15 protein-coding genes are annotated in these 21007 nt (G+C 55.1%); 12 read left to right on the top strand and 3 right to left on the bottom strand.

What is annotated here, in order from left to right; all coding sequences use genetic code 11:
- Positions 1-142: 142 nt before the first annotated feature.
- On the top strand, positions 143-1657 hold the full coding sequence (locus NNL38_RS03875) for a DUF3360 family protein (RefSeq protein WP_255389713.1): 1515 nt from the start codon (positions 143-145) through the stop codon (positions 1655-1657).
- A gap of 216 nt (positions 1658-1873) precedes the next feature.
- Positions 1874-4150 carry a formate C-acetyltransferase gene (pflB, locus tag NNL38_RS03870; RefSeq protein WP_255389712.1) on the top strand — a complete coding sequence of 759 codons (2277 nt, stop codon included), beginning with the start codon at positions 1874-1876 and terminating at the stop codon, positions 4148-4150.
- A 143-nt stretch (positions 4151-4293) separates the two neighbouring features.
- On the opposite strand, the gene NNL38_RS03865 is transcribed toward pflB, so the two are convergent.
- Positions 4294-5913, bottom strand: a complete 1620-nt coding sequence (locus NNL38_RS03865; RefSeq protein ID WP_255389711.1) for a methyl-accepting chemotaxis protein — start codon at positions 5911-5913, stop codon at positions 4294-4296.
- 406 nt (positions 5914-6319) lie between these two features.
- Between NNL38_RS03865 and pflA the strand changes: the two genes are divergently transcribed.
- On the top strand, positions 6320-7060 hold the full coding sequence (gene pflA, locus NNL38_RS03860; protein ID WP_255389710.1) for a pyruvate formate lyase 1-activating protein: 741 nt from the start codon (positions 6320-6322) through the stop codon (positions 7058-7060).
- Positions 7061-7435: 375 nt separating this feature from the next.
- On the opposite strand, the gene NNL38_RS03855 is transcribed toward pflA, so the two are convergent.
- A complete protein-coding gene (locus NNL38_RS03855; RefSeq protein WP_255390554.1) occupies positions 7436-8341 on the bottom strand; it encodes a LysR substrate-binding domain-containing protein in 906 nt (301 codons plus the stop codon).
- A gap of 214 nt (positions 8342-8555) precedes the next feature.
- On the opposite strand from NNL38_RS03855, the gene focA reads away from it, so the two are divergent.
- Positions 8556-10052 (top strand): formate transporter FocA, encoded by a 1497-nt coding sequence (gene focA, locus NNL38_RS03850; protein ID WP_255389709.1) that lies wholly within the window; start codon positions 8556-8558, stop codon positions 10050-10052.
- Positions 10053-10208: 156 nt separating this feature from the next.
- Here focA and NNL38_RS03845 read toward each other — a convergent pair whose 3' ends face one another.
- A complete protein-coding gene (locus NNL38_RS03845) occupies positions 10209-10865 on the bottom strand; it encodes an energy-coupling factor ABC transporter permease (RefSeq protein ID WP_255389708.1) in 657 nt (218 codons plus the stop codon).
- Between the two features lie 271 nt (positions 10866-11136).
- On the opposite strand from NNL38_RS03845, the gene NNL38_RS03840 reads away from it, so the two are divergent.
- From NNL38_RS03840 to NNL38_RS03805, 8 genes are all read left to right on the top strand, one after another.
- A complete protein-coding gene (locus NNL38_RS03840) occupies positions 11137-11637 on the top strand; it encodes a YfbU family protein (protein WP_255389707.1) in 501 nt (166 codons plus the stop codon).
- Positions 11638-12054: 417 nt separating this feature from the next.
- A complete protein-coding gene (locus NNL38_RS03835) occupies positions 12055-14415 on the top strand; it encodes an ATP-binding protein (RefSeq protein WP_255389706.1) in 2361 nt (786 codons plus the stop codon).
- Positions 14405-15679 (top strand): sigma-54-dependent transcriptional regulator, encoded by a 1275-nt coding sequence (locus NNL38_RS03830; RefSeq protein WP_255389705.1) that lies wholly within the window; start codon positions 14405-14407, stop codon positions 15677-15679. Before NNL38_RS03835 ends, NNL38_RS03830 begins: the two co-directional genes overlap by 11 nt.
- Before the next feature lie 101 nt (positions 15680-15780).
- Complete coding sequence (rlmA, locus tag NNL38_RS03825; RefSeq protein WP_255390553.1) at positions 15781-16596, top strand: 23S rRNA (guanine(745)-N(1))-methyltransferase; 816 nt, start codon at positions 15781-15783, stop codon at positions 16594-16596.
- Between the two features lie 176 nt (positions 16597-16772).
- Positions 16773-17738 carry a ChaN family lipoprotein gene (locus NNL38_RS03820; protein ID WP_255389704.1) on the top strand — a complete coding sequence of 322 codons (966 nt, stop codon included), beginning with the start codon at positions 16773-16775 and terminating at the stop codon, positions 17736-17738.
- Positions 17739-18151: 413 nt separating this feature from the next.
- Positions 18152-19135, top strand: coding sequence for an ABC transporter substrate-binding protein (locus tag NNL38_RS03815; protein WP_255389703.1), 984 nt, complete (start codon positions 18152-18154; stop codon positions 19133-19135).
- Positions 19136-19223: 88 nt separating this feature from the next.
- Positions 19224-20159 (top strand): ABC transporter permease, encoded by a 936-nt coding sequence (locus tag NNL38_RS03810; protein WP_255389702.1) that lies wholly within the window; start codon positions 19224-19226, stop codon positions 20157-20159.
- A gap of 9 nt (positions 20160-20168) precedes the next feature.
- Positions 20169-20963, top strand: a complete 795-nt coding sequence (locus NNL38_RS03805) for an ABC transporter ATP-binding protein (protein ID WP_255389701.1) — start codon at positions 20169-20171, stop codon at positions 20961-20963.
- Positions 20964-21007 lie beyond the last annotated feature (44 nt).

Raw genomic sequence — 21007 nt, 5'->3', positions numbered from 1 at the left:
CCGTCATGACCCCGGGCGGTACACTCCAGTTAAAAATTAGTGAAAGATAATTACAAAACACACAGCCCCCGGCACACATCAGCCGACGCGGCCATCAAAACACTAAATACAAGAATTATTATTACCTGTAGACGAGGCACTTATGTCATCTGAAGAAAGAAGTTACCAGGAGCTCCACCGCCCTGCCTCTGACTTCTCAAGTCGCTCAGACTATCTGGATCATGAGCTGAAAATCATGAAGCCGCGCCGGTTTGGTCTGAACCTGCCCGGCCGTGATTTCCGCTTTGAGCTGGAAGATCTGGTGCCGGCTCTGGCCGGTACCATCGGCATTATCGCAATGTACTCTGCGGTCATGATGTCGTGGGCCGATGGTCTGACCCAGGCGTGGGATCACATTAATCTGGGCAAAGAGTTTGCGATTGAAGTCGCCCGGGTCGAAATGCTGCTGCCGGCGCTGTTGTTCTGTGTCCTGGCATCCGGGTTTATCAACCCGCGGGCCAACCTGGCCGGAAACCACGGTCCGATGATCCCGCTGATTGGCTCCATTGCCCTGGCTGGTGCGCACCCGCTGGCACTGGCAATTCTGCTGGGTGTCTTCGGCCTGCTACTGAGCTACTTCAAAGGGGGCTCGAAACTGGTCAACCTGACTTCGGAAGGCACCGCCGGTGGCCTGCTGATTTTCCTCGGCTTTACCGGCACCATGAGCCAGATTGGCTCAATCCAGACCTGGGCAACCGGGCTGCAGTCTGCGGATGTTGCTGCGGGCAGTATGGGTTATGTGGGCCTGATTGTACTGGCTGTCAACATTGTCCTGTATGCCTACCTGGCTCGGATCAACAAGCGCTGGCTGGCAATCCCGGCTTGTGCCATCACCGGCCTGCTGGTTGCCCTGGTGCTGGGTGCCGGGTTTGATCTGAAATTTGAAACCGAGATGGGTCTGCCGAATTTGAACCCTGTGTACTGGTGGGGCAGCACAGAAGAAGGCTGGATGCTGGGGCTGCCAACTATTGAGCATTTTATAGCCTCTCTACCCTTTGCTATTCTAGCGGTTGCAATGTGGTCTCCGGACTTTCTGGGCCACCGGATCTTCCAGGAGCTGAACTACCCGAGAGGAACTGAGAAAGTGCTGATGGATGTCGATGACACCATGACCATGTGTTCTGTTCGCCAGATGGTCGGCACAGCACTGGGCGGCGGGAACATCACGTCTTCCTGGGGAACTTACATGATCCCGGCAGCGATTGCCAAACGTCCGATCCCTGCGGGTGCGATTGTGCTGGGCGTCCTGGTGATGTTCATCGCTATCCTGGGCTTCCCGATGGATGTGGCGGTCTGGCCACCGGTGATGCGTGTTGCACTGTTGGTTGGGGTATTCCTGCCGCTGCTGGAAGCCGGCGTACAAATGGTGAAAGAAACCAAGGACTCGCAGTCTGCCGGGATCTGTATCTTTGCCTCAGCCGTGGTGAACCCGGTCCTGGCCTGGGCGCTGACCATGCTGCTGGACAACAACGGTCTGATTGGCGACAAAGCGCGGGCGGCGAAACTGTCGTTCACCGATAAAGTGGTGATTCCGGGTGGGGTTCTGATCATCTGCCTGATTGCCATGCTGGCGGTCGGCATGCTGGAGAGCCGATACGGGATTCCTGCGCTTCTGTAAGCGCAACTGAAACGCGGCGGGCAGTGCCAAGCACCGCCCGCCATATCAAACTCGGTATTAGTATGAATACGAATAATCGCGTCACGAAATCGTAGCAAAACCTGGCTCGATTATCCGTATTATTGTTAATAAAGTGTACTGTTCGCCATCCGGCGGTCGTTCGCTCAACAGCGTTAACGCAGTACGTGTTTTTTCTACTAATAAGGTAGGTATGTCATGGCAGAGCAATTTGCTAAAGCTTGGGAAGGTTTCACAGCTGGTGATTGGCAGAACGAAGTCAACGTACGTGACTTCATTCAGAAAAACTACGCCCCGTATGAAGGCGACGAGTCTTTCCTGGTTTCTGAAGGTACTGAGGCGACGAAATCACTTTGGGCTCAGGTCATGGAAGGCATCAAGCAGGAAAACGCTACCCACGCCCCTGTTGACTTCGACACTTCTGTGATCTCTACCATCACTGCACATGATGCGGGTTACATCAACCAAGATCTTGAGACTATCGTCGGTCTGCAGACCGAAGCGCCACTGAAACGTGCGATCATCCCGAACGGCGGTATCCGCATGGTCGAAGGTTCGTGCAAAGTGTACGGCCGTGAGCTGGATCCAACGGTGAAGAAAATCTTCACCGAGTACCGTAAAACCCACAACCAGGGTGTGTTCGATATCTATACCCCGGATATCATGAAGTGCCGTAAGTCTGGTGTACTGACGGGTCTGCCGGATGCCTACGGCCGTGGTCGTATCATCGGTGACTACCGCCGTGTGGCCCTGTACGGGATTGACTTCCTGATGAAAGACAAGTTCGCTCAGTTCACGTCTCTGCAAGAGCGTTTCGAGAACGGCGAAGATCTACAGGCAACCATGCAGCTGCGTGAAGAAATCGCTGAGCAGCACCGTGCGCTGGGTCAAATCAAAGAAATGGCTGCGAAGTACGGTTTCGACATTTCTCGTCCGGCTGAAACCGCACAAGAAGCAATTCAGTGGACTTACTTCGGTTACCTGGCTGCAGTGAAGTCTCAGAACGGCGCTGCGATGTCGCTGGGTCGTACATCTACGTTCCTGGATGTCTACATCCAGCGTGATATCGAAGCCGGAAAGATCACCGAAGAGCAAGCTCAGGAACTGATCGACCACTTCGTGATGAAGCTGCGTATGGTTCGCTTCCTGCGTACCCCTGAGTACGATGAGCTGTTCTCTGGCGACCCAATCTGGGCAACCGAATCTATGGGCGGTATGGGTCTGGACGGTCGTACACTGGTCACGCGTACCAACTTCCGTTTCCTGAACAGCCTGTACACCATGGGCCCATCACCAGAGCCGAACATCACCGTGCTGTGGTCTGAGCAACTGCCTGAAGGCTTCAAGAAGTTCTGTGCCAAAGTCTCGATTGATACCTCTTCAATCCAGTACGAAAACGACGATCTGATGCGCCCGGACATGAACTCGGATGACTACGCGATCGCGTGTTGTGTCTCGCCAATGATTGTCGGTAAGCAAATGCAGTTCTTCGGTGCCCGTGCGAACCTGGCGAAAACCATGCTGTACACCATCAACGGTGGTGTGGATGAGAAGCTGAAGATCCAGGTCGGTCCGGAAATGGAAAAAATCACCGACGAAGTGCTGAACTATGACGATCTGATGGCGCGTATGGATCACTTCATGGACTGGCTGGCCAAGCAGTACGTCACCGCCCTGAACAGCATCCACTTCATGCATGACAAGTACAGCTACGAAGCCTCACTGATGGCGCTGCACGACCGTGATGTGAAGCGCACCATGGCTTGTGGTATTGCCGGCCTGTCTGTTGCTGCGGACTCCCTGTCTGCGATTAAATACGCAACCGTGAAGCCAATTCGTGACGAAGACGGCATCGCGATCGATTTCGAAATCGAAGGTGATTATCCGAAGTTCGGTAACAACGATGCACGGGTTGATGATATCGCTTGTGAGCTGGTCACAACCTTCATGAACAAGATCCGTAAGCTGAAGACTTACCGTGATGCGGAGCCAACACAGTCGATTCTGACCATCACCTCAAACGTGGTTTATGGTAAGAAGACAGGGACAACGCCGGATGGCCGTAAAGCAGGTGCGCCATTTGCGCCGGGGGCCAACCCAATGCACGGTCGTGACGAGAAAGGCGCCGTTGCCTCGCTGACTTCAGTCGGTAAGCTGCCGTTCGCCGATGCAAAAGACGGGATCTCTTACACCTTCTCTATCGTGCCAAACGCACTGGGTAAAGATGTAGATACCCAGAAAGCAAACCTGGCCGGCCTGATGGATGGTTACTTCCACCACGAGGCAGGAATTGAAGGCGGTCAGCACCTGAACGTCAACGTCCTGAACCGTGAAACCCTGGAAGATGCCGTCAAGCACCCAGAGAAGTACCCACAGCTGACAATTCGTGTTTCCGGATACGCCGTTCGCTTTAACTCTCTGACGGCCGAGCAGCAGAAAGACGTGATTGCACGGACCTTTACTGAGTCGCTGTAAGGCTCAGTTCAGCCCCACCACTCGGGGAGATCACTGGCCGCATTACCGCGGCCAGAGCTAAACAACGAGAGAAACCAAAGCCGGTCTTGCGACCGGCTTTTCTTTTGCTGCATTCTTTTGCTGCAATAGTCACGCGGCAGAAATCAAACCTTAAAGTGCTGCAACTTGTGCGCCAACTCTTCCGAGGCTTCGGCCAGACTCTGGCTTTGATCGGCCAGGTGCTGCGCAGCGGCGTTGACCTCATTGGCCGAGAGATGAATACTGCTGACGTTGCGGTTAATATCTTCCGACACCGTCCCCTGCTGCTCGGCCGCTGCCGCAATCTGCGCCACCCGATCATTCGACTGATATAGCTCTTCGACCATATTCTGCAACTGCAGCTGGGTATCCTGAGCATTTTCAACACTGCTGCGACTGCTCTCATGGCTGGCTTTCATCGCCGTTGCCGTTTCGAACGCGCCGCGGGTCAGGGCATCGACCGTGGTTTGGATCTCTTCCGTGGAAGACTGGGTGCGCTGCGCCAGGCTCCGTACTTCATCAGCGACCACCGCAAACCCACGTCCCTGCTCACCGGCGCGGGCCGCTTCAATCGCCGCGTTGAGGGCCAGCAGATTGGTTTGTTCGGAAATGCCCCGGATCACATCCGCCATTTCGCTGATCTGGGTGACCCCTTGTTTCAGTGCCTCCACCCGCTGATCAGCCTCAGCCACTTGCTCAGCCACCTGACGGATATGACGGGTGGTCTCTTCCAGCTTATCATTACTGACCGTGGCTTTGTCGGAGATCCCGTTGGTCATCAGCGCTGTCTGATCCGCATTATTGGCAACATCGGCCACCGTTGCCGTCATTTCATTCATCGCAGTGGCCAATTGCTCCAGTTGGATATGCTGCGACTGGATACTGTGCGCACTTTCCTCACTGGCCGAAGCAATCGTGCTGGCCATCTGCGACGAGTGCATCGCCGACTCGTGGGCAACTTTGAGGGCCTGGCGGATACTGCCAATCGAGGTATCCATGCGCCGCGCCAGCTTGCCGATTTCATCCTTGCGCACTTCATCACAGCTGATGCGTAAGTCACCGCTGGCGATGGCATCAAACTTCTCCACCAGCGCCTCCAGCGGTTCGGAAATATTTTTACTGATCACATAGCCGATCGTCATCAGAATTGCCGTCGCGATCAGCGCAATCACCCCGGACTTCAGTGCGCTCGCCTTGAAGTCATCTTCGATATCCTTGACATGCACCCCGGTACCGACAATCCACCCCCAGGCCGGGAAACGCTGCACGTAGGAGACTTTCGGTTCAATGTTCCCTTTCGGGGAGCGCCAGCTGTAATCCAGATATCCGGCACCGGATTGCGCCGACACCGTGACCATCTCCTGCCAGTGCTGCTTACCGCCGGCGTCGGTGAGTCCACGCGCAGAGCTGCCGTTCAGGTCCGGCTTGAGGGGATGATTGACAATCTCCATCTCCGGCGTCATCACCCAAAAGTAATTGGTGGTGTCATAACGCACCGCATTGATCATCGCGATCGCTTGTTGCTGCGCCCGCTCACGACCCAGGGTGCTCTGCTGCGACGCATAGTAGTCCAGAATATCAACGGCCAGCTCAACCTGACTTTTCAAGGACGCTTTCCGCTCGAAATACGCTACCTTTTTCTGCTCCAGCACATCATGAATACTGACACTGACGAGTAGAACAATGGCGCTGACCACCAAGGCAATCAACTTATGCTTGACGGTCAAATTACTTAAACTGAACATACATCTCCTTTTGTTATTATCGCTTTTATTTTCTGTCCCAAAACAGCCAGGCCGGCACCAAGGTCAATCCCGTATAACCTCATGTGTAATGCCAACTGATATCACACTAAAATCATAAGCGCTTTGCGCATATTTTGATGAGATTTATGCCGCAATTTGCCAATCAGATGTAATGATTTAGTAGTAGGGATGCATTATTTTCGATGCATTTGGTTACAGAAGTGAAAAAGCTCAATAACAAGCGGAAACCCCGGTTAACTTCCGCTCCGGGTCGACACCAATCGCCCATACTTAAAGCAACAGAAAGTGTATTAACCTTACATTTCCAACGTACTTTTCGCTATTTTAGTCCACCAATTTGTAATAAAATAACACCCAAACACATCCCCTGTGGAGAAGCGTCACCATGTCAGTAAAAGGCCGTATTCACTCTTTCGAATCCTGCGGTACCGTGGATGGACCCGGTATCCGTTTCATCGTGTTTATGCAAGGATGTCTGATGCGGTGTCAGTATTGCCATAACCGAGACACCTGGGATCTGCACGGCGGTCGTGAAGTCAGCGTTGAAGAAATCATGAAAGAAGCGGTGACCTACCGCCACTTTATGAATGCCTCCGGTGGCGGGGTGACCGCATCCGGTGGAGAAGCCATGCTACAGCCGGAATTTGTCCGCGACTTTTTCCGCGCAGCCAAGGCGGAAGGGATCCATACCTGCCTCGATACCAACGGCTATGTACGTAAACACACCGAAGTGATCGATGAAGTGCTGGATAACACGGATCTGGTGATGCTGGATCTCAAGCAACTGGATGACAGTATCCACCATGAGCTGGTCGGGGTCCCGAATAAACGAGTGCTGGATTTTGCCCGTTACCTGCACCAGCGCGGACAAAAAACCTGGATCCGCTATGTCGTGGTGCCCGGCTATACCGATGACGAGCGCTCTGCCCACCTGTTAGGCGAGTTCATTCGGGATATGGACAATATCGAGAAAATCGAGCTACTGCCTTATCACCAGCTGGGCGTCCACAAGTGGGAAGCGCTGGGATTTGACTATCCGCTGGCCGGCGTCAAGCCACCCAGCAAAGAGACCATGGAAAGCATCAAATCTATTCTGGCGAACTATGGCCATCATGTGATGTACTGATCCCGTTCAGGTGGCCGGGCCTTATACTGCGGCCACCCTACTTTCCTGCTCGTCGATCCCCTCGACACGACTGACGTTATGTCCCCGCCCACAATATGCATCAGATATTATATAGATGCGTATCAATGATCATGATGATAAAAAAACCACTGACTAACTGAACTAAATAGATAATTTAAGACATCAATGGCTTTCAATTAGTTCTAAAGGGCAAAAGTAGACACGAAAAGTCGATAAAATGGCGAGCTGTCGTATCTAAATTGTAAAATTGGTGACATTTGCACCAGATATTAACAATGGCGCATATCGATAATTTTTCTTGCCGCTATCAACTTTCCTGATATAGAAGGATTAAGCCAGCTGCCAACAGGCGGTTCACATCTCCATCTTCCGATCTTTCATCATCCGCACCGCCTCACGGCGAATACAGTCGCGCAACGGGTTCTCAATCGAATCGGCACGCCAGATAAACGACAGGGTCCGCTGCATATTCAGCTCCGGGACTTTGAGCGCCGCCAACTCTCCCCGCTCAATGTGCTGTACTACGTCCAAATATGGCAGGCAGCTCAGGTACGGGCCATTTTTCACCAGGCTGCGCAGGACAGAGATATGCTCGTACTCACGCCAGACATCCAGATCATCAATCACCCCGTGCAGTGCGCTCTCAAAACTCTTGCGGGTTCCGGCGCCCTGCTCCCGCAGCACCCACTTGGCCTGCTCCAGTTGCGCCAGACTAACGGTTTCCATCTTGGCATAAGGGTGATGCGGGGCGGCAATGATCACCAGGTGGTCATGACACCAGACCTCCTGCACCAGGCGGCTATCGTCACATCGGCCCTCGATGATCCCCAGGTCGCACTCAAAGTTACGGACCCGGTTAATCACCTTTTGGGCATTACTAACCATCAACTGGATCCGCAGTTCAGGAAAGTCTTTATCAATAATACTGATAAGTTCCGGCAACAGATGTTCAGCCACGGTCTGGCTGGCGGCAACATTGATCTCCCCGCTGACCAAGTGCTGATCGTAAAACCCCAGCTCAATCTGCTGGGCATCAAACAACAGCTGCTTGGCACGGGGTCTGAGCCACGCGCCCCAGTAGGTCATGGTCATTTGCTTTCCCTGACGTTCAAACAGCGGACGGCCCAGCAGCCGCTCCAACTGAGACAGGGCCATACTGGCCGCAGACTGGGTGATCGCCAGGTTTTCCGCGGCCTTGGAGACACTGCGTGTCCTGGCCACCTCGTCAAAAACCGCTAACTGTTTCAGTGAATAACGCATCATTTCACTCCCGATAATGCAATCCATTTCCTATCTGCACAGAGTATCAATGTTTTGAATGTGGGTTAAAGAAATTATCAATTTTACTCACACTTTTTTGTCCCTTTATCCTAACAGTCAGTTATTCGTCACAAGGAGGAAAAAGTGGCAATTTCAATATCCTATCTACAAATCAACACTGACGGGCTCGTCAGGACGGCGGGAGGACTGGCTTATGGCTTCGGCAATGCCTTCCACTCCCGGTGACTTCAACCCCAAGGAGATGATGAAACAAGCGGAGATCTATGCGGTGGGAAAAACCGCCAAACCGACCCGAACCACGGTCGCTCTGGCAGTCACTGCCGGCGTGTTCATCGGCCTGGCCTTCGTGTTTTACCTCACCGTCACCACCGGCGGCAGCCACCTGAGCTGGGGGCTGAACCGGCTACTCGGCGGTCTGGCGTTCAGCCTGGGTCTGATCCTGGTGGTGATCTGCGGCGGCGAGCTGTTCACCAGTACCGTGCTCTCAGCAATTGCCTGTGCCAACCGACAGATCACCCCACGGCGGATGATCGCCACCTGGAGCAAGGTCTATGCGGGGAACTTCCTCGGCGCGATGCTGTTGCTAGTGCTGGTCATGATGGCCGGCCTGTATCAGCTTGACGGCGGTCAGTGGGGGCTCAATGCGCTCAATGTTGCCCAGCACAAACTGCACCACCAACCGCTGCAGGCATTTGCGCTGGGGGTACTGTGTAACATGCTGGTCTGCCTGGCGGTGTGGATGACCTTTTGCTCAGCCAACATGATGACCAAGATGGCAATGCTGATCCTACCCGTTGCGATGTTTGTCAGCACCGGCTTTGAACACAGCGTCGCCAATATGTTCATGGTACCGCTCGGGATCACCATCCAGCACCTGGCCCCGGCCTCCTTCTGGGTGGAGCTGGGCGCCGATCCGAGCCAGTATGCCGATCTCACCATCAGCAATTTCGTCTTTGCCAACCTGATCCCGGTCACCCTGGGCAATATCGTCGGCGGCGGGGTGCTGGTCGGGCTTGGCTACTGGACGATTTACCGCGCGCCGCTCCAGGCTTTGCCGGGCGCCACCCTGATTCAACCTGACTTTTCAAACCAATCAACACGGAATATGGATAATACTATGCTGCAGGACAACTTACTTGTGAACGACTTCATGCGCCCGGCCGATGTCACGCTGCAACCGGGTATGCCAGTTGCCGAGGCGCTGGATCAGTTGCTGGCGGCGCAATTAACCGGTGCCCCGGTGCTGACCCAGGATCAACGCCTGGTGGGCTACTTCTCCCTGCACGACAGCTTGGTCGACCTCTGGCTCAACGACTACATGCCGGATCCGGAGCGCAAGGTCCAGGACTTGATGAAACATGAGATCCAAACCGTCAGCCCGGACAACGCTATTGTGGAAATCGCCGAGTATATGAGTATTGATAAGAATATTCTCTACCCGGTCTCCAGCGGCGGCATTGCCACCCAGCTCACCACCCAGTCCCTGAGTGAGCGTGCCCGCACCATGGTGATCACCCGGCCGCACCAGTTCCCGGTCGTCGTTGACGACAAACTGGTCGGTATCATCAGCCGCCAAGATGTAATGCGGGCCCTGCGCCCGGTCTATGGCCAGATGGTCGCCGTCACCGAGCTTGAAAATGACGCCCGTCATTCGGATAACACCTCAGATGATCGCGCCGAGCTGGCATGAACTCCAGCCTTCATGGCACTCGGCCTCGATGAAAACGACAATATCACCGACCTGAGCTAAAACGGATACTTGCGATAAAGGACCCCAAAGAGCGCCCAAGGCGCTCTTTGGGATTTCTGTTTCGCGAGAAGAGTCTGATGAGCGTAGTGAAGAAGGTTATTTTTTATGATTAAACGGATCTAAATAATCGCGATCGGCAAAGGTTCTGACCCACTCGGGTTTGTAGACCACCAGCAAGGTCGTTGCCATCCCGTTCAGCAAGGCTTCGGGGAACAGCAACAGCGGAAGCAGCGACAGATAATTGTCCATGATATAAGCCCAGCTGTACGTCCCGCTCCAGAACATCCAGCCACTGGTCAGCAGCAGGTGCACGATCATAGTCAGCGCGCCGTTGAGAAAGGCAGCAACAAAGATATAGACAAACAGGTGCCGGGTCAGAAAACGGTAGCTGAGCCAAAACACCGCAAAGCTGAACATCGCCGGTAGCATCACGCCCGTAAGGGCATAAAGGCCGATATCCGGCCAGGCCACGAAGCCCAGCGCCGCCATCAGCAAAGTCGCCGCCGACCCAATCAAGGTGGCAATCTGCCAGCCGTGAGACAACGCCAGCACCGTCAGGGCAAGAAAATGCACCTGCAGCCCATCGGCGATCCCGGCCCGCAGTCCCCACAACATAAACAGGATCACTATGCTCGCCATCACCAGATGCTGGTAGTCCTTCTCATAGCGAAACTTGGGCCAGAATTCGCGGGGAAAACTGAGCAGTATCACAGCCAACCACACCACATAACCGGCAACCTGTAACCATGTCATCCGTGTCTACATCCTTGCAGCAAGTTAAGAGCTGAAGTATATCAGTACGTTATCAATTCATTAACCCTGTTTTTGGCAAGCTCTCCCAAGACCGCGAAAAGCCGGGCTTCCAGCCGCGGCCTGATCCGCTGCGAAGCCTGACTGGGCAAGCTTTCGTCGGTCATTTATATTTCACGGAAAATCACCTTCAAGCCGTCGTCAGATCAATTTTTTTTACCCGCAACCTGCTAATCTCAATCCCAGCTCAATAGATAATGAAAGGCCTACCACTATGGAAATGACCAACGCGCAACGTCTTATTCTTTCAAATCAGTACAATCTGATGGCGCAAATGGATCCGGAAAATGCCGCCAAGTACCGCCGCCTGCAAACGATTGTCGAGCGCGGCTACGGGCTGCAGATGCGTGAGCTGAACAAAGACTTTGGCTGCCTGTCTGAAGAAGAATGCCGCCAGGTGATTGACGCGATGGAATTGCATCACGCACTACAGGAATCCTACAAGATGCTTGATGCGGACAAGCAAGTCGATGTCGAACCGCGCCGCTTGCAGTTCCTGGGCTTCGATGCGGCCACCGAGTCGCAGTTGGTCCACTATGTTCGTTTCCTGACCGAAGAAGAAGGACTGTATCCACAATTCGAAAAAGCCGAGCACAACTTCAACAGCCAGGTTCCAATGCAGGACAAATACCAACGCATGCTACAAACCTGGCGCAACTGCCCGCGCCAATACCACCTGTCCGCCACAGAGATACAGCAAATCGTCAATGCCTGACGGCCCGGGCGGCACAGCATCTGAATCAAAACCGGGGCAATGGCTCCGGTTTTCGTTTTCCAGCCCCACAACCGGGCACCATTTGTGATTCCTTTCGCCCAGTTTCCTGCGATAAACTAGGTAGGTCTGACCGGAATATGTGATCTTCAACCAAGTTTCATTTCCTGCGAGTCAATATTGACTCAACATAACACCCCCAACCCAACAAAATAGCTAACAGCATAGAAGTTCATCGAACAATTTTTATTTCTATCAGCACTTCGGAGTAAGCTTGCAGTCCGAACCTTTCGAGCCCAAATCGTTGCAGGAAGCCATGAGCCGAACCCCACTCGCAATGCCGTGTACTCTTCGCTTCGCCCCTGCCGAACCGGTATCCGCCGAGTCAGGGCTGCTGCCGGGTGCCAGTGAGACGTTGCCATGCTGATCCGTAATACCATCGGCAACCGGCTGATTGCCGCCATAGCGTTTATGTCCTTTCTGACCATCAGTGTCAGTATCATCGCCGTGATCAACTGGAATACCTTAGATACCCAGATCAAAGCCATTGTCGATAAAAACCTACCGGCACTGTGGACCAGTTACCGGCTTGAGCGCAACACCGCCGGGTTACAGGCATCACTCAATGCCCTGAGCAACAACCAGGATCCGGTGCACCACAATAAACTCAAGCAGGAAATCAGCGAAAAGCTGGAACGGATCAGTACCGCGATCAACGAAACTGCCGATCTCGACCACTACCAGGCCATTAAAGCCGAACACGAAACCCTGCTTGGAGACATCGCGGTCTATACCGACCTACTCTACGAGCGAAACGCCCATCGTTATGCCGTCAGCCAAACCGAAAAGACCCTCAAATGGCTGCACAAGGATCTGGTCGACGAACTGGCCCCCCTGCGCCAGGAGGTTGAATGGCAACTGACCAGCGTGGTGCCCAATGCCCTGGGGCCGGAAGCGATCCGGGAAACCATGACGGAATTCTCCTACATCCAGTCCATTACCGTTAAGGAAAGCGAGCTGTTTTTACTGGTTCAGGAAATCATGCAGCAGCGACATACCTTGGATCTAGGCCAGGCTTTTTACTATATCGGTAATAAAGTCAAAGAGATTAATGCGATCAGCCAAAACCTCGATCATTACACCGCTACCACAGCTTACCACCAGCTTCTCAAAGAAATTATCACTCTGGTGGCACCGGCCGGGGTACTGGAAACACAACTGCGTCAGGATATCGAACTCCACACCAACATCGCGCGCTATCAGGAACGGATCCAAACCCGGTTATCCAGCCAGGAAGATCTGATCCAACAAATGGTGGAGCAGGAGAACCACGACCTGCATCAGCTGAATGAACAGGCGCACCGGACCATCACCATCAGCAACCTGATCCTGTTTGGCACCATGCTGCTGTCCGTTTGCCTGTCGGTGATCTTGTCAATCCACTTGGTCGGGCGTGGCATCGTCAAGCGATTAAACTTACTGTCCCAGGATCTCTACGCCGTCGCCAACGGCCAGCTCGATACTCAGGTGCAGGTCTCCGGCAAGGATGAGATCGGTATGCTGGGCGATAACCTGCGTCTCTTCTGCCACCAGATGCAACAAATGCAGCAAAGCAATGCCCTCAACCTGATCAACAACACCCAGGCCAGTATCATCACCTGTAACCTGCAGGGGCTGGTAGAGTCGGTGAACCCCAGTGCCCAGCTGCTGTTCCACTACAACAATACCTCAACGCAGCAGACCTTATGGAGCTTGTTCAGCGACAGCATGCAACAGCGCCTCCAGACCCTGTTTGCCCTCGGCAGTCCGTTGCTCAATAACGGCGCATGCAGCCTGACCCTCAAACACGATCATCATTCGGGCAAAATGCTGTATCTGCGCCTTGATTTTCGCTTGTTCCGCCAGGGCAACAGCGACAAAGTGATCATCACCATGACCGATATTACCGAGCAGGAAAATGCCGCACGATGGCTGGAAAACATGGTCCGTGACAAAACCCAGTCGCTGCTCAACCGCAACCGCCAGCTCAACGCCGAAATCGACGATCGCAAACGAATTGAAGCCGATCTGCGTGCAACCCAGGATGAACTGATCCAGGCCGCAAAAATGGCTGTTGTGGGCCAAACCATGACCTCGCTGGCCCATGAGCTGAACCAGCCCCTGAGCGCTATTTCAACCCATGTCTTCGCCACCCGGGTGGCGCTGGAAAAAGGTCGCTCGGAGCAACTGCCGGTCAGCCTGGATAAAATCGACAGCCTCACCTCACGCATGGGACGGATCATTGCCAGCCTGCGCAACTTTGCCAAGAAGCAATCGGCCAACAGTCCGCTCGTTCCAGTCAACCTCCAGGACGCGCTGCAACAAGCGATGCTGATCGTCGAAAGTCGGGCCAAAGTGCAAAAAACCGCCATCGTTAGCGAGCTCGACCCGCACCTGATGGTGCTTGCTGATCAGGTTCAGCTGGAGCAGGTTCTGGTCAACCTGCTGGTCAACAGCTGTGATGCCGTAGCGGCCGGGGCCGAACGCACCATTACAGTCTGCACCCTCCCCAACCAGGGACGGCAACTGCGGCTGGCCGTCAGTGACAGCGGCAGTGGGTTCAATGCCGAAATTATTGAACAACTTTTTGTACCTTTTACCACTACAAAAGACGTCGGGCTCGGTCTCGGCCTGAGCATCTGTCGTTCAATTCTGGACCGCCTGGAAGGGGATATCTACCTCGCCTCGAACCTTCATGGCGGCGCACTGGTCGTGTTGGAGTTAAACTGCTATGACGATTAATAACGATATTGAAGTACTGATCATCGATGACGATCAAGATGTCGTTGATGCCTACCAACATCTGCTGGAAGTGTCCGGCTACAAAACCTGCGCCATCACTGACCCGTCCCGGGTCCTGGATTTACTGGACCGAAACTGGCCGGGGGTGATTGTGACCGATATGTATATGCCGGGCCTGAGCGGTATGGAGCTGCTCGAGCAGATCAAAACCCTTGACCCGGAGTTGCCGGTCATCATGATCACCGGCCACGGCGATATCCCGATGGCCGTCGACGCAGTCAAAAAAGGCGCACTTGATTTTCTGCAAAAGCCGCTCCAGCCCAACGAGCTGCTGGCCCTGCTCGACAAACACCTGCCGGTACGCAAACAGCTGATTGAACAGCGTACCAGCCTGACGCAAACCACGGCCGAACTGTTGATCGGCGACAGTCCCCTGATGATCAAACTGCGTGAGCAAATTGCCGAAGTGGCACTCACCACTAAAGATGTGCTGATTGAAGGTGAGCATGGGGTCGGCCGCCATACCATCGCCCGGCTGCTGCACCAGAAAAGCGCCCTCAGTGCCGGTCCCTATGTCACCATTACGGGCGAAGCCATTCAGTGTACGGCCGATCTGCAGCGCAGCATGCTCACCGCCCGCGGTGGCAGCCTGTGCCTGATGCATCCTCAGGACATGCCGCAGGAAACCCAGAAGTGGCTGTGCCGCTTCCTGCTGGAGCAAGAACGACAGGGGAAAAAAGAAGTCCGGGTGCTGGCTCTGGTCGAAGGCCCTCCGGAAGCCCAGGTCGAGCAGGACAAGCTGTTACCGGAGCTGTTTTATTTCCTGAGTCAGATCCGCTTTCAGATCCCGTCGCTGAAACAGCGCAACTGCGACATTATTCCGCTGTTCCGGCACTTTTTGAAACTGAGCTGCCACAAGCTCAGCAAAGCGCTCCCGCCGGTCGACAAGGCCTATCTCAACACGCTCAGCCGCTATGAATGGCCGGGAAATGTCCTGGAGCTGAAAAATGTCGCCGAGCTCTATGCCATCGGGATCGTCAAGCTGGCCGGCCAGGAACGCACTAAACCGCTGGATCAAATGAGCAGCCCGCTGGACGAGCTGGTCGGCAGCTACGAAAAGCAAGTGATTGAAGATGCGCTCTACCTGTTTGCCGGACGGATTAACGATGTCTCGAACTACCTCCAGATCCCGCGCAAAAAGCTCTATTTGCGGATGAAAAAGCACAACCTCGACAAAGCCGAGTACAAAGTGCGGCCGAACTGAGAACAGCAGGAGCCCGGCACAATCTCAACCCGCCGCCTTGCTTGCAGCAAGGGAGGCGGGTGATTACAATGGCGGCTGTTTTCAACACCCCGGTTTTTGTCATGCCTTACCAATGCCCCCTCTGCCACCACCCGCTTCAGCTGAGCGGCAACCAGTGGCGCTGCCACAACAATCACCAGTTTGACCAGGCCAAAGAAGGTTACGTCAACCTGATGCCGGCGCACCACAAAAGCTCGAAAAACCCGGGGGACAATAAAGCAATGATGCAGGCCCGGCGCCAGTTTCTGGAAGCCGGTTACTACGCGCCGCTGCGCAATGCCGTGATTGCCAAGCTCGCCCAACACTTGCCGCCCCACAGCGCCGAACTGCTGGATATCGGTTGTGGCGAAGGCTACTACACCGCCGGTTTTATCGGTGAGGCCGTCGGCCACCCCGACCTGGCCGTTCACGGGCTGGACATTTCCAAAGTCGCGGTCCGTTACGCTGCCAAGCGCCACCAGGCCTGCCGCTTCTGCGTTGCCTCCAGCCACCGGCTGCCGTTTGCCGAAGCCTCGCTGGACGGCATTGTCCGGATCTACGCCCCGTGCAAGGCCGAAGAGCTCAAGCGGACCGTCAAATCCGGCGGCATTGTGCTCACCGTGACCCCGGCTGCGCGCCACCTGTACCAGCTCAAAGCACTGATTTACGATGAAGTGCGACTACACGATGTCGCCCCGGAGCAAATCGACGGCTTTAGCCTGATTGACGAGCAGCAGTTGCACCAAACCCTGGATTTACCCGGCGCTGCGGCCACCGCCCTGATGCAGATGACGCCGTTTGCCTGGAAAACCAGTGCCGCTATCTGGCAACAGCTGGCAACCAGCGAAGCTTTCCCGTGCGAAACGGACTTTATGATCCGGGTCTACCGCAAGCACTGATCCCGCCAGACCTGCGACCGCCAGAATTAGGGGCTACCGGCCCCTTTGAAAATAATTCTCACTTCGATTGCGTTCCTTTTTTTTCTCCCTTATGATCCCGCCCCGTCTACAGTTAATGCAGCAAGCACCTGTTCGCACAGTCAATTGTCTGCGCTTTCAACCACAGTGGTGATTTCATGAAAAAATGGCTTCTTCTCGGACTGGCAGGCTTCTTGTTCGGTTGCAGTACTGAGCCAACGGCAACTCAAAGTGCTCCGCTGCCACAAACGTTTTACGACTACAGCATCACCTCACCGCAAGGGGATTCACTGACCCTACCGGAAATGGCCCGGGCCCTTCAGGACGCCGACATCATTTTAGTCGGAGAGTGGCACGGTCATCCGGGGGCTCATCTGATGCAGACCCGACTCTTTGCCGCCCTGTATGCACAAAACCCGAACCTGGCCTTGTCGATGGAACAATTCACCCGCGATAAACAAGCGGTGGTCGATCAATACCTGGCGGGCGAAATCGGGGAGAAAACGCTCATCAAAGAAGGCAATGCCTGGCCCAACTACACCGGCAGCTACCGCCCGCTGGTGGAATTTGCCAAACAGCATCAACTGGATGTGATTGCAGCCAATGCTCCCAAACCGATTGTCCGCTGCATCGGCAAGTTCGGCGCGAGCTACCTCGACCGCCTGCCAGCAGATGAACGCCAATGGGTGGCCCGCTCACTGACGCTCACACCGGATGCTTACCTGGAGAAATTCAACGCATCCATGCACCATGGCGATGAAGCCAAAACCCGCCGTCAATTCGCCGCGCAGACCGCCTGGGACGATACCATGGCCGAAAGCATGGTGAACTACCTGACACGTCACCCGGACAAGCAGATCATGCACATTGCCGGGCGCTTCCACGTTGCCGAAGGGCTGGGCACCGCCTCGCGAATTGGGTCACGGAACCCGAACCTGAAGGTGGTGATGGTCACCCCGGTAACCGAACAGGGACAACTGGCCGCACAGGCACCGGATTACCAGGTCTCCATGAAGCCGTTGCCGACCGGTTATGTCGATCGGGACAAGATGATGGCAGCCATGAGTCAGATCCACTCCCGTAACGATTCACTCCAGTGCCATCCGGAAAAGCCAGTTCGCTAACCCTCTCCCCTGAGCCGCAGGCAACAACGCCTGTGGCCATCAAGCCAAGCCCCACCCTGACTCACAATCGCCGGTTAATCCATCCATTGCATAACAAACCTTGCCAAGCTGTGGGTTTCCCACGAAGCGCTGCAAAGTCAGGCCGGATCACCCGACAAATTCTAAATAAGAATATTCAACCAAAACAAATCGAGCTGTTCGAAAAACGAACTGAGATTTAAATTATCATTGGCCAGATCGTTTACTTGTAGAACCAAAAGCAGAATAAACGCCCTGATATATGTTTAATTTTTGTTAAAATATAGATGTTCTTTCTTTCCACATTGCGCTAAAACAATATTCCGAGGGGACCCACTTTATAACCACGCTATTCCCCCGCGCCGTACTACATTACCTGGCAAGGAGCTTGTGAGATGGAATTCAAGAAAAATCCGATAAATAAACTATTTACTGCCGCCTGTGTCGCCACATCCCTGGCCTTGACCGCCCCCTTGGCACTCGCCGATGTCGCCAAAGTCGCGGTATCGCAAATTGTTGAACATCCGGCACTTGATGCTGCGCGCAATGGTCTTTTAGACGGCTTGAAGCAAAAAGGCTATGTCGAAGGTGAAAACCTTGAATTTACCTACCAGACCGCGCAGGGGAACCCGGCCATTGCGGTTCAAATCGCCAAGCAGTTTGTCGGTGAACGTCCGGATGTTCTGGTGGGGATTGCCACCCCAACCGCACAAGCCCTGGCAGCAGCCACCCGCGCTATCCCGGTTGTCTTCACTGCGGTGACCGATCCGCTCGGCGCCAAGCTGGTGAAAGATATGGACCACCCCAAGCGTAACGTCACCGGCCTGTCCGATCTCTCGCCAGTCGCCCAGCATGTGGATTTAATGAAGGAGCTGCTGCCTGAGGCCAAGCGCATCGGGGTGGTGTTCAATCCGGGCGAAGCCAATGCAGTTGCCCTGGTTGAACTGCTGCGTGAAGCTGCCAAGGCAAAAGGCATGGAAGTGGTCGAAGGGACCGCACTCAAGAGTGCTGATGTCCAGTCTGCCGCACAGATTGTCGCCGCCAAGGCTGATGTCATCTATGCCCCAACCGATAACACTGTGGCCAGTGCCATTGACGGCCTGGTCAATGCGGCCAATCAAGCTAACAAACCCATTGTCGGCGCCTCCACCACCTACATCGAGAACGGTGCCCTGGCCGCACTGGGATTTGACTACTACCAGGTTGGCGTCCAGACCGCCGAGTATGTCGACGCCCTGCTCAAAGGCAAGAAAGTTGCTGAGCTGCCGGTCAAAGTGGCCAAAGGCTCTGATCTGGCCCTGAACCAGAAAGCGGCGAAAAAACTCGGGATCACCTTCCCGGAATCAGTGCTGACGCGCGCGACCTCGGTCGCCAACTAATCACGGGGATGATCTGATTTCAGGGACCGACCTGCAAGCCGGCCCCTGGAGCACAGCCTGAACCAATACAAAGACAAGGAGAATATGGATGTCTTTCTTTGCCTTGCTGGGGACCCTGGAAATCGGCCTGGTCTACGGACTGGTCGCCCTCGGGGTCTACCTGACCTTCCGGGTGCTGGATTTCCCCGATCTGACCGTTGACGGCAGTTTCCCGATGGGTGCTGCCGTCGCCGCCACTGCCATTGTCGCCGGGATTGATCCCTGGACAGCGACCTTGTTAGCCATTTTGGCCGGTGGCCTGTGCGGCCTGGTCACCGCCTTCCTCGCCATTCGCTGCGGCATTCTGCACTTGCTGGCCAGTATCCTCACCATGATCGCGGCGTTCTCAATCAATATCCGGATCATGGGCCGCCCGAACCTGGCACTGCTGGGGGAAGATACCCTGTTCACCCCGTTTGAAATCCTGGCCTTCGATGCCGGGCTTGATCCCAGCCTGGTTCGCCTGCTGGTGGTGCTGGCGCTGGTGATCGGCAGTGGCTGGCTGGTGACCCGCCTGCTCGGCAGTGATTTCGGCCTCGGCCTGCGCGCCACCGGCGTCAACAGCCGTATGGTCAGCGCGCAGGGCGGCAACACTGCGCTCTATACTTATTTCGGGCTGGCGCTCTCCAACGGCCTGGTCGGCTTTTCAGGCGCGTTGTTTGCCCAAACCAACAGCTTTGCCGATGTCACCTCCGGGGTCGGCACCATCGTGGTCGGCCTGGCGGCAGTGATCCTGGGCCAAACCCTGATCCCCGGTCGCAAGATCTGGGTCGCAGTGGTCGCGGTGATCCTCGGCTCCGTGCTGTATCGCCTCGCCGTGGCCTTTGCCCTGAGCAGCGGCATGTTTGGCCTGCAGGCCTCTGATCTGAACCTGATCACCGCCCTGCTGGTCGCAGTCGCCCTCATCGCGCCGAAAATGAAAACCCGTATCCAGCGCAAGAAAAAACAGCCTGCCGGCGCAAAAAAGCTGGCTGAACCACAGTGAAGGTGAAAAATGATAGAGCTCAATGATATTCGCGTCACCTTCAACGAAGGGACCATTCTGGAAAACCAGGCCCTGAAAGGCATCTCAATGACGGTGCCGGAGAAACAGTTTGTCACCGTCATCGGCTCCAACGGTGCCGGTAAGTCGACCCTGCTCGGGGCCGTCAGCGGCGAAACACCGATGGTCGGCGGCCAGGTGCTGATCGACAATATCGACGTCACCCCCCAGTCGGTCCACCAGCGCGCCCAATATGCGGCGCGGGTGTTTCAGGATCCGCTGGCCGGCACCTGCGGCTCGCTGACCATCGAGGAAAATATGGCGCTGGCCTATAAGCGCGGCAGCCGCCGCAGCTGGAAAATGGCCCTCTCTTCCCAGCGCCGCAAACTGTTCCAGGAGCGGATCAGCATCCTTGGCCTGGGCCTGGAAGATCGCCTCGGGGATAATATCGGCCTGCTCTCCGGCGGCCAACGCCAGGCGGTGAGCCTAGTGATGGCCACGCTGGCTGACAGCAAGCTACTGCTGCTCGATGAGCACACCGCAGCGCTCGACCCTCGGATGGCGGCCTTCGTCCTGGCCCTGACCCAGAAAGTGGTCGAGGAATTTGATCTCACCGTGATGATGGTCACCCACTCAATGAAGGATGCCCTGGCCTACGGCGATCGCACCGTGATGCTGCACCAAGGCGAGATTGTTCTGGATGTTGACGGCGAAGAGCGCGCGCAGCTGGACGTCAAGCACCTGCTGGAAATGTTCAGCAAAGTTCGCGGTGAAGAGCTGGCCGACGACAGTCTGCTGCTCAGCTAACCACAGCGCACGCGGAGTTAGCCGCTGCGGACAATTTCCAGTAT

This window comes from Photobacterium atrarenae (assembly GCF_024380015.1).
Lineage (GTDB): Bacteria > Pseudomonadota > Gammaproteobacteria > Enterobacterales > Vibrionaceae > Photobacterium > Photobacterium atrarenae.
The sequence above is the reverse complement of the archived record's forward strand: the minus strand, read 5'-3'. Positions and strand labels throughout refer to the sequence as shown.

What these genes read in the sequence shown, in the direction of transcription:
- rlmA (WP_255390553.1), top strand. Translation starts at nt 15,781, where the DNA reads ATGCCTTACCAATGCCCCCTCTGCCACCACCCGCTTCAGCTGAGCGGC.
- NNL38_RS03815 (WP_255389703.1), top strand. Translation starts at nt 18,152, where the DNA reads ATGGAATTCAAGAAAAATCCGATAAATAAACTATTTACTGCCGCCTGT.
- NNL38_RS03830 (WP_255389705.1), top strand. Translation starts at nt 14,405, where the DNA reads ATGACGATTAATAACGATATTGAAGTACTGATCATCGATGACGATCAA.
- NNL38_RS03845 (WP_255389708.1), bottom strand. Translation starts at nt 10,865, where the DNA reads ATGACATGGTTACAGGTTGCCGGTTATGTGGTGTGGTTGGCTGTGATA.
- NNL38_RS03835 (WP_255389706.1), top strand. Translation starts at nt 12,055, where the DNA reads ATGCTGATCCGTAATACCATCGGCAACCGGCTGATTGCCGCCATAGCG.
- NNL38_RS03805 (WP_255389701.1), top strand. Translation starts at nt 20,169, where the DNA reads ATGATAGAGCTCAATGATATTCGCGTCACCTTCAACGAAGGGACCATT.
- NNL38_RS03810 (WP_255389702.1), top strand. Translation starts at nt 19,224, where the DNA reads ATGTCTTTCTTTGCCTTGCTGGGGACCCTGGAAATCGGCCTGGTCTAC.
- NNL38_RS03865 (WP_255389711.1), bottom strand. Translation starts at nt 5,913, where the DNA reads ATGTTCAGTTTAAGTAATTTGACCGTCAAGCATAAGTTGATTGCCTTG.
- pflA (WP_255389710.1), top strand. Translation starts at nt 6,320, where the DNA reads ATGTCAGTAAAAGGCCGTATTCACTCTTTCGAATCCTGCGGTACCGTG.
- NNL38_RS03820 (WP_255389704.1), top strand. Translation starts at nt 16,773, where the DNA reads ATGAAAAAATGGCTTCTTCTCGGACTGGCAGGCTTCTTGTTCGGTTGC.
- NNL38_RS03875 (WP_255389713.1), top strand. Translation starts at nt 143, where the DNA reads ATGTCATCTGAAGAAAGAAGTTACCAGGAGCTCCACCGCCCTGCCTCT.
- pflB (WP_255389712.1), top strand. Translation starts at nt 1,874, where the DNA reads ATGGCAGAGCAATTTGCTAAAGCTTGGGAAGGTTTCACAGCTGGTGAT.
- NNL38_RS03855 (WP_255390554.1), bottom strand. Translation starts at nt 8,341, where the DNA reads ATGCGTTATTCACTGAAACAGTTAGCGGTTTTTGACGAGGTGGCCAGG.
- NNL38_RS03840 (WP_255389707.1), top strand. Translation starts at nt 11,137, where the DNA reads ATGGAAATGACCAACGCGCAACGTCTTATTCTTTCAAATCAGTACAAT.
- focA (WP_255389709.1), top strand. Translation starts at nt 8,556, where the DNA reads ATGGCTTCGGCAATGCCTTCCACTCCCGGTGACTTCAACCCCAAGGAG.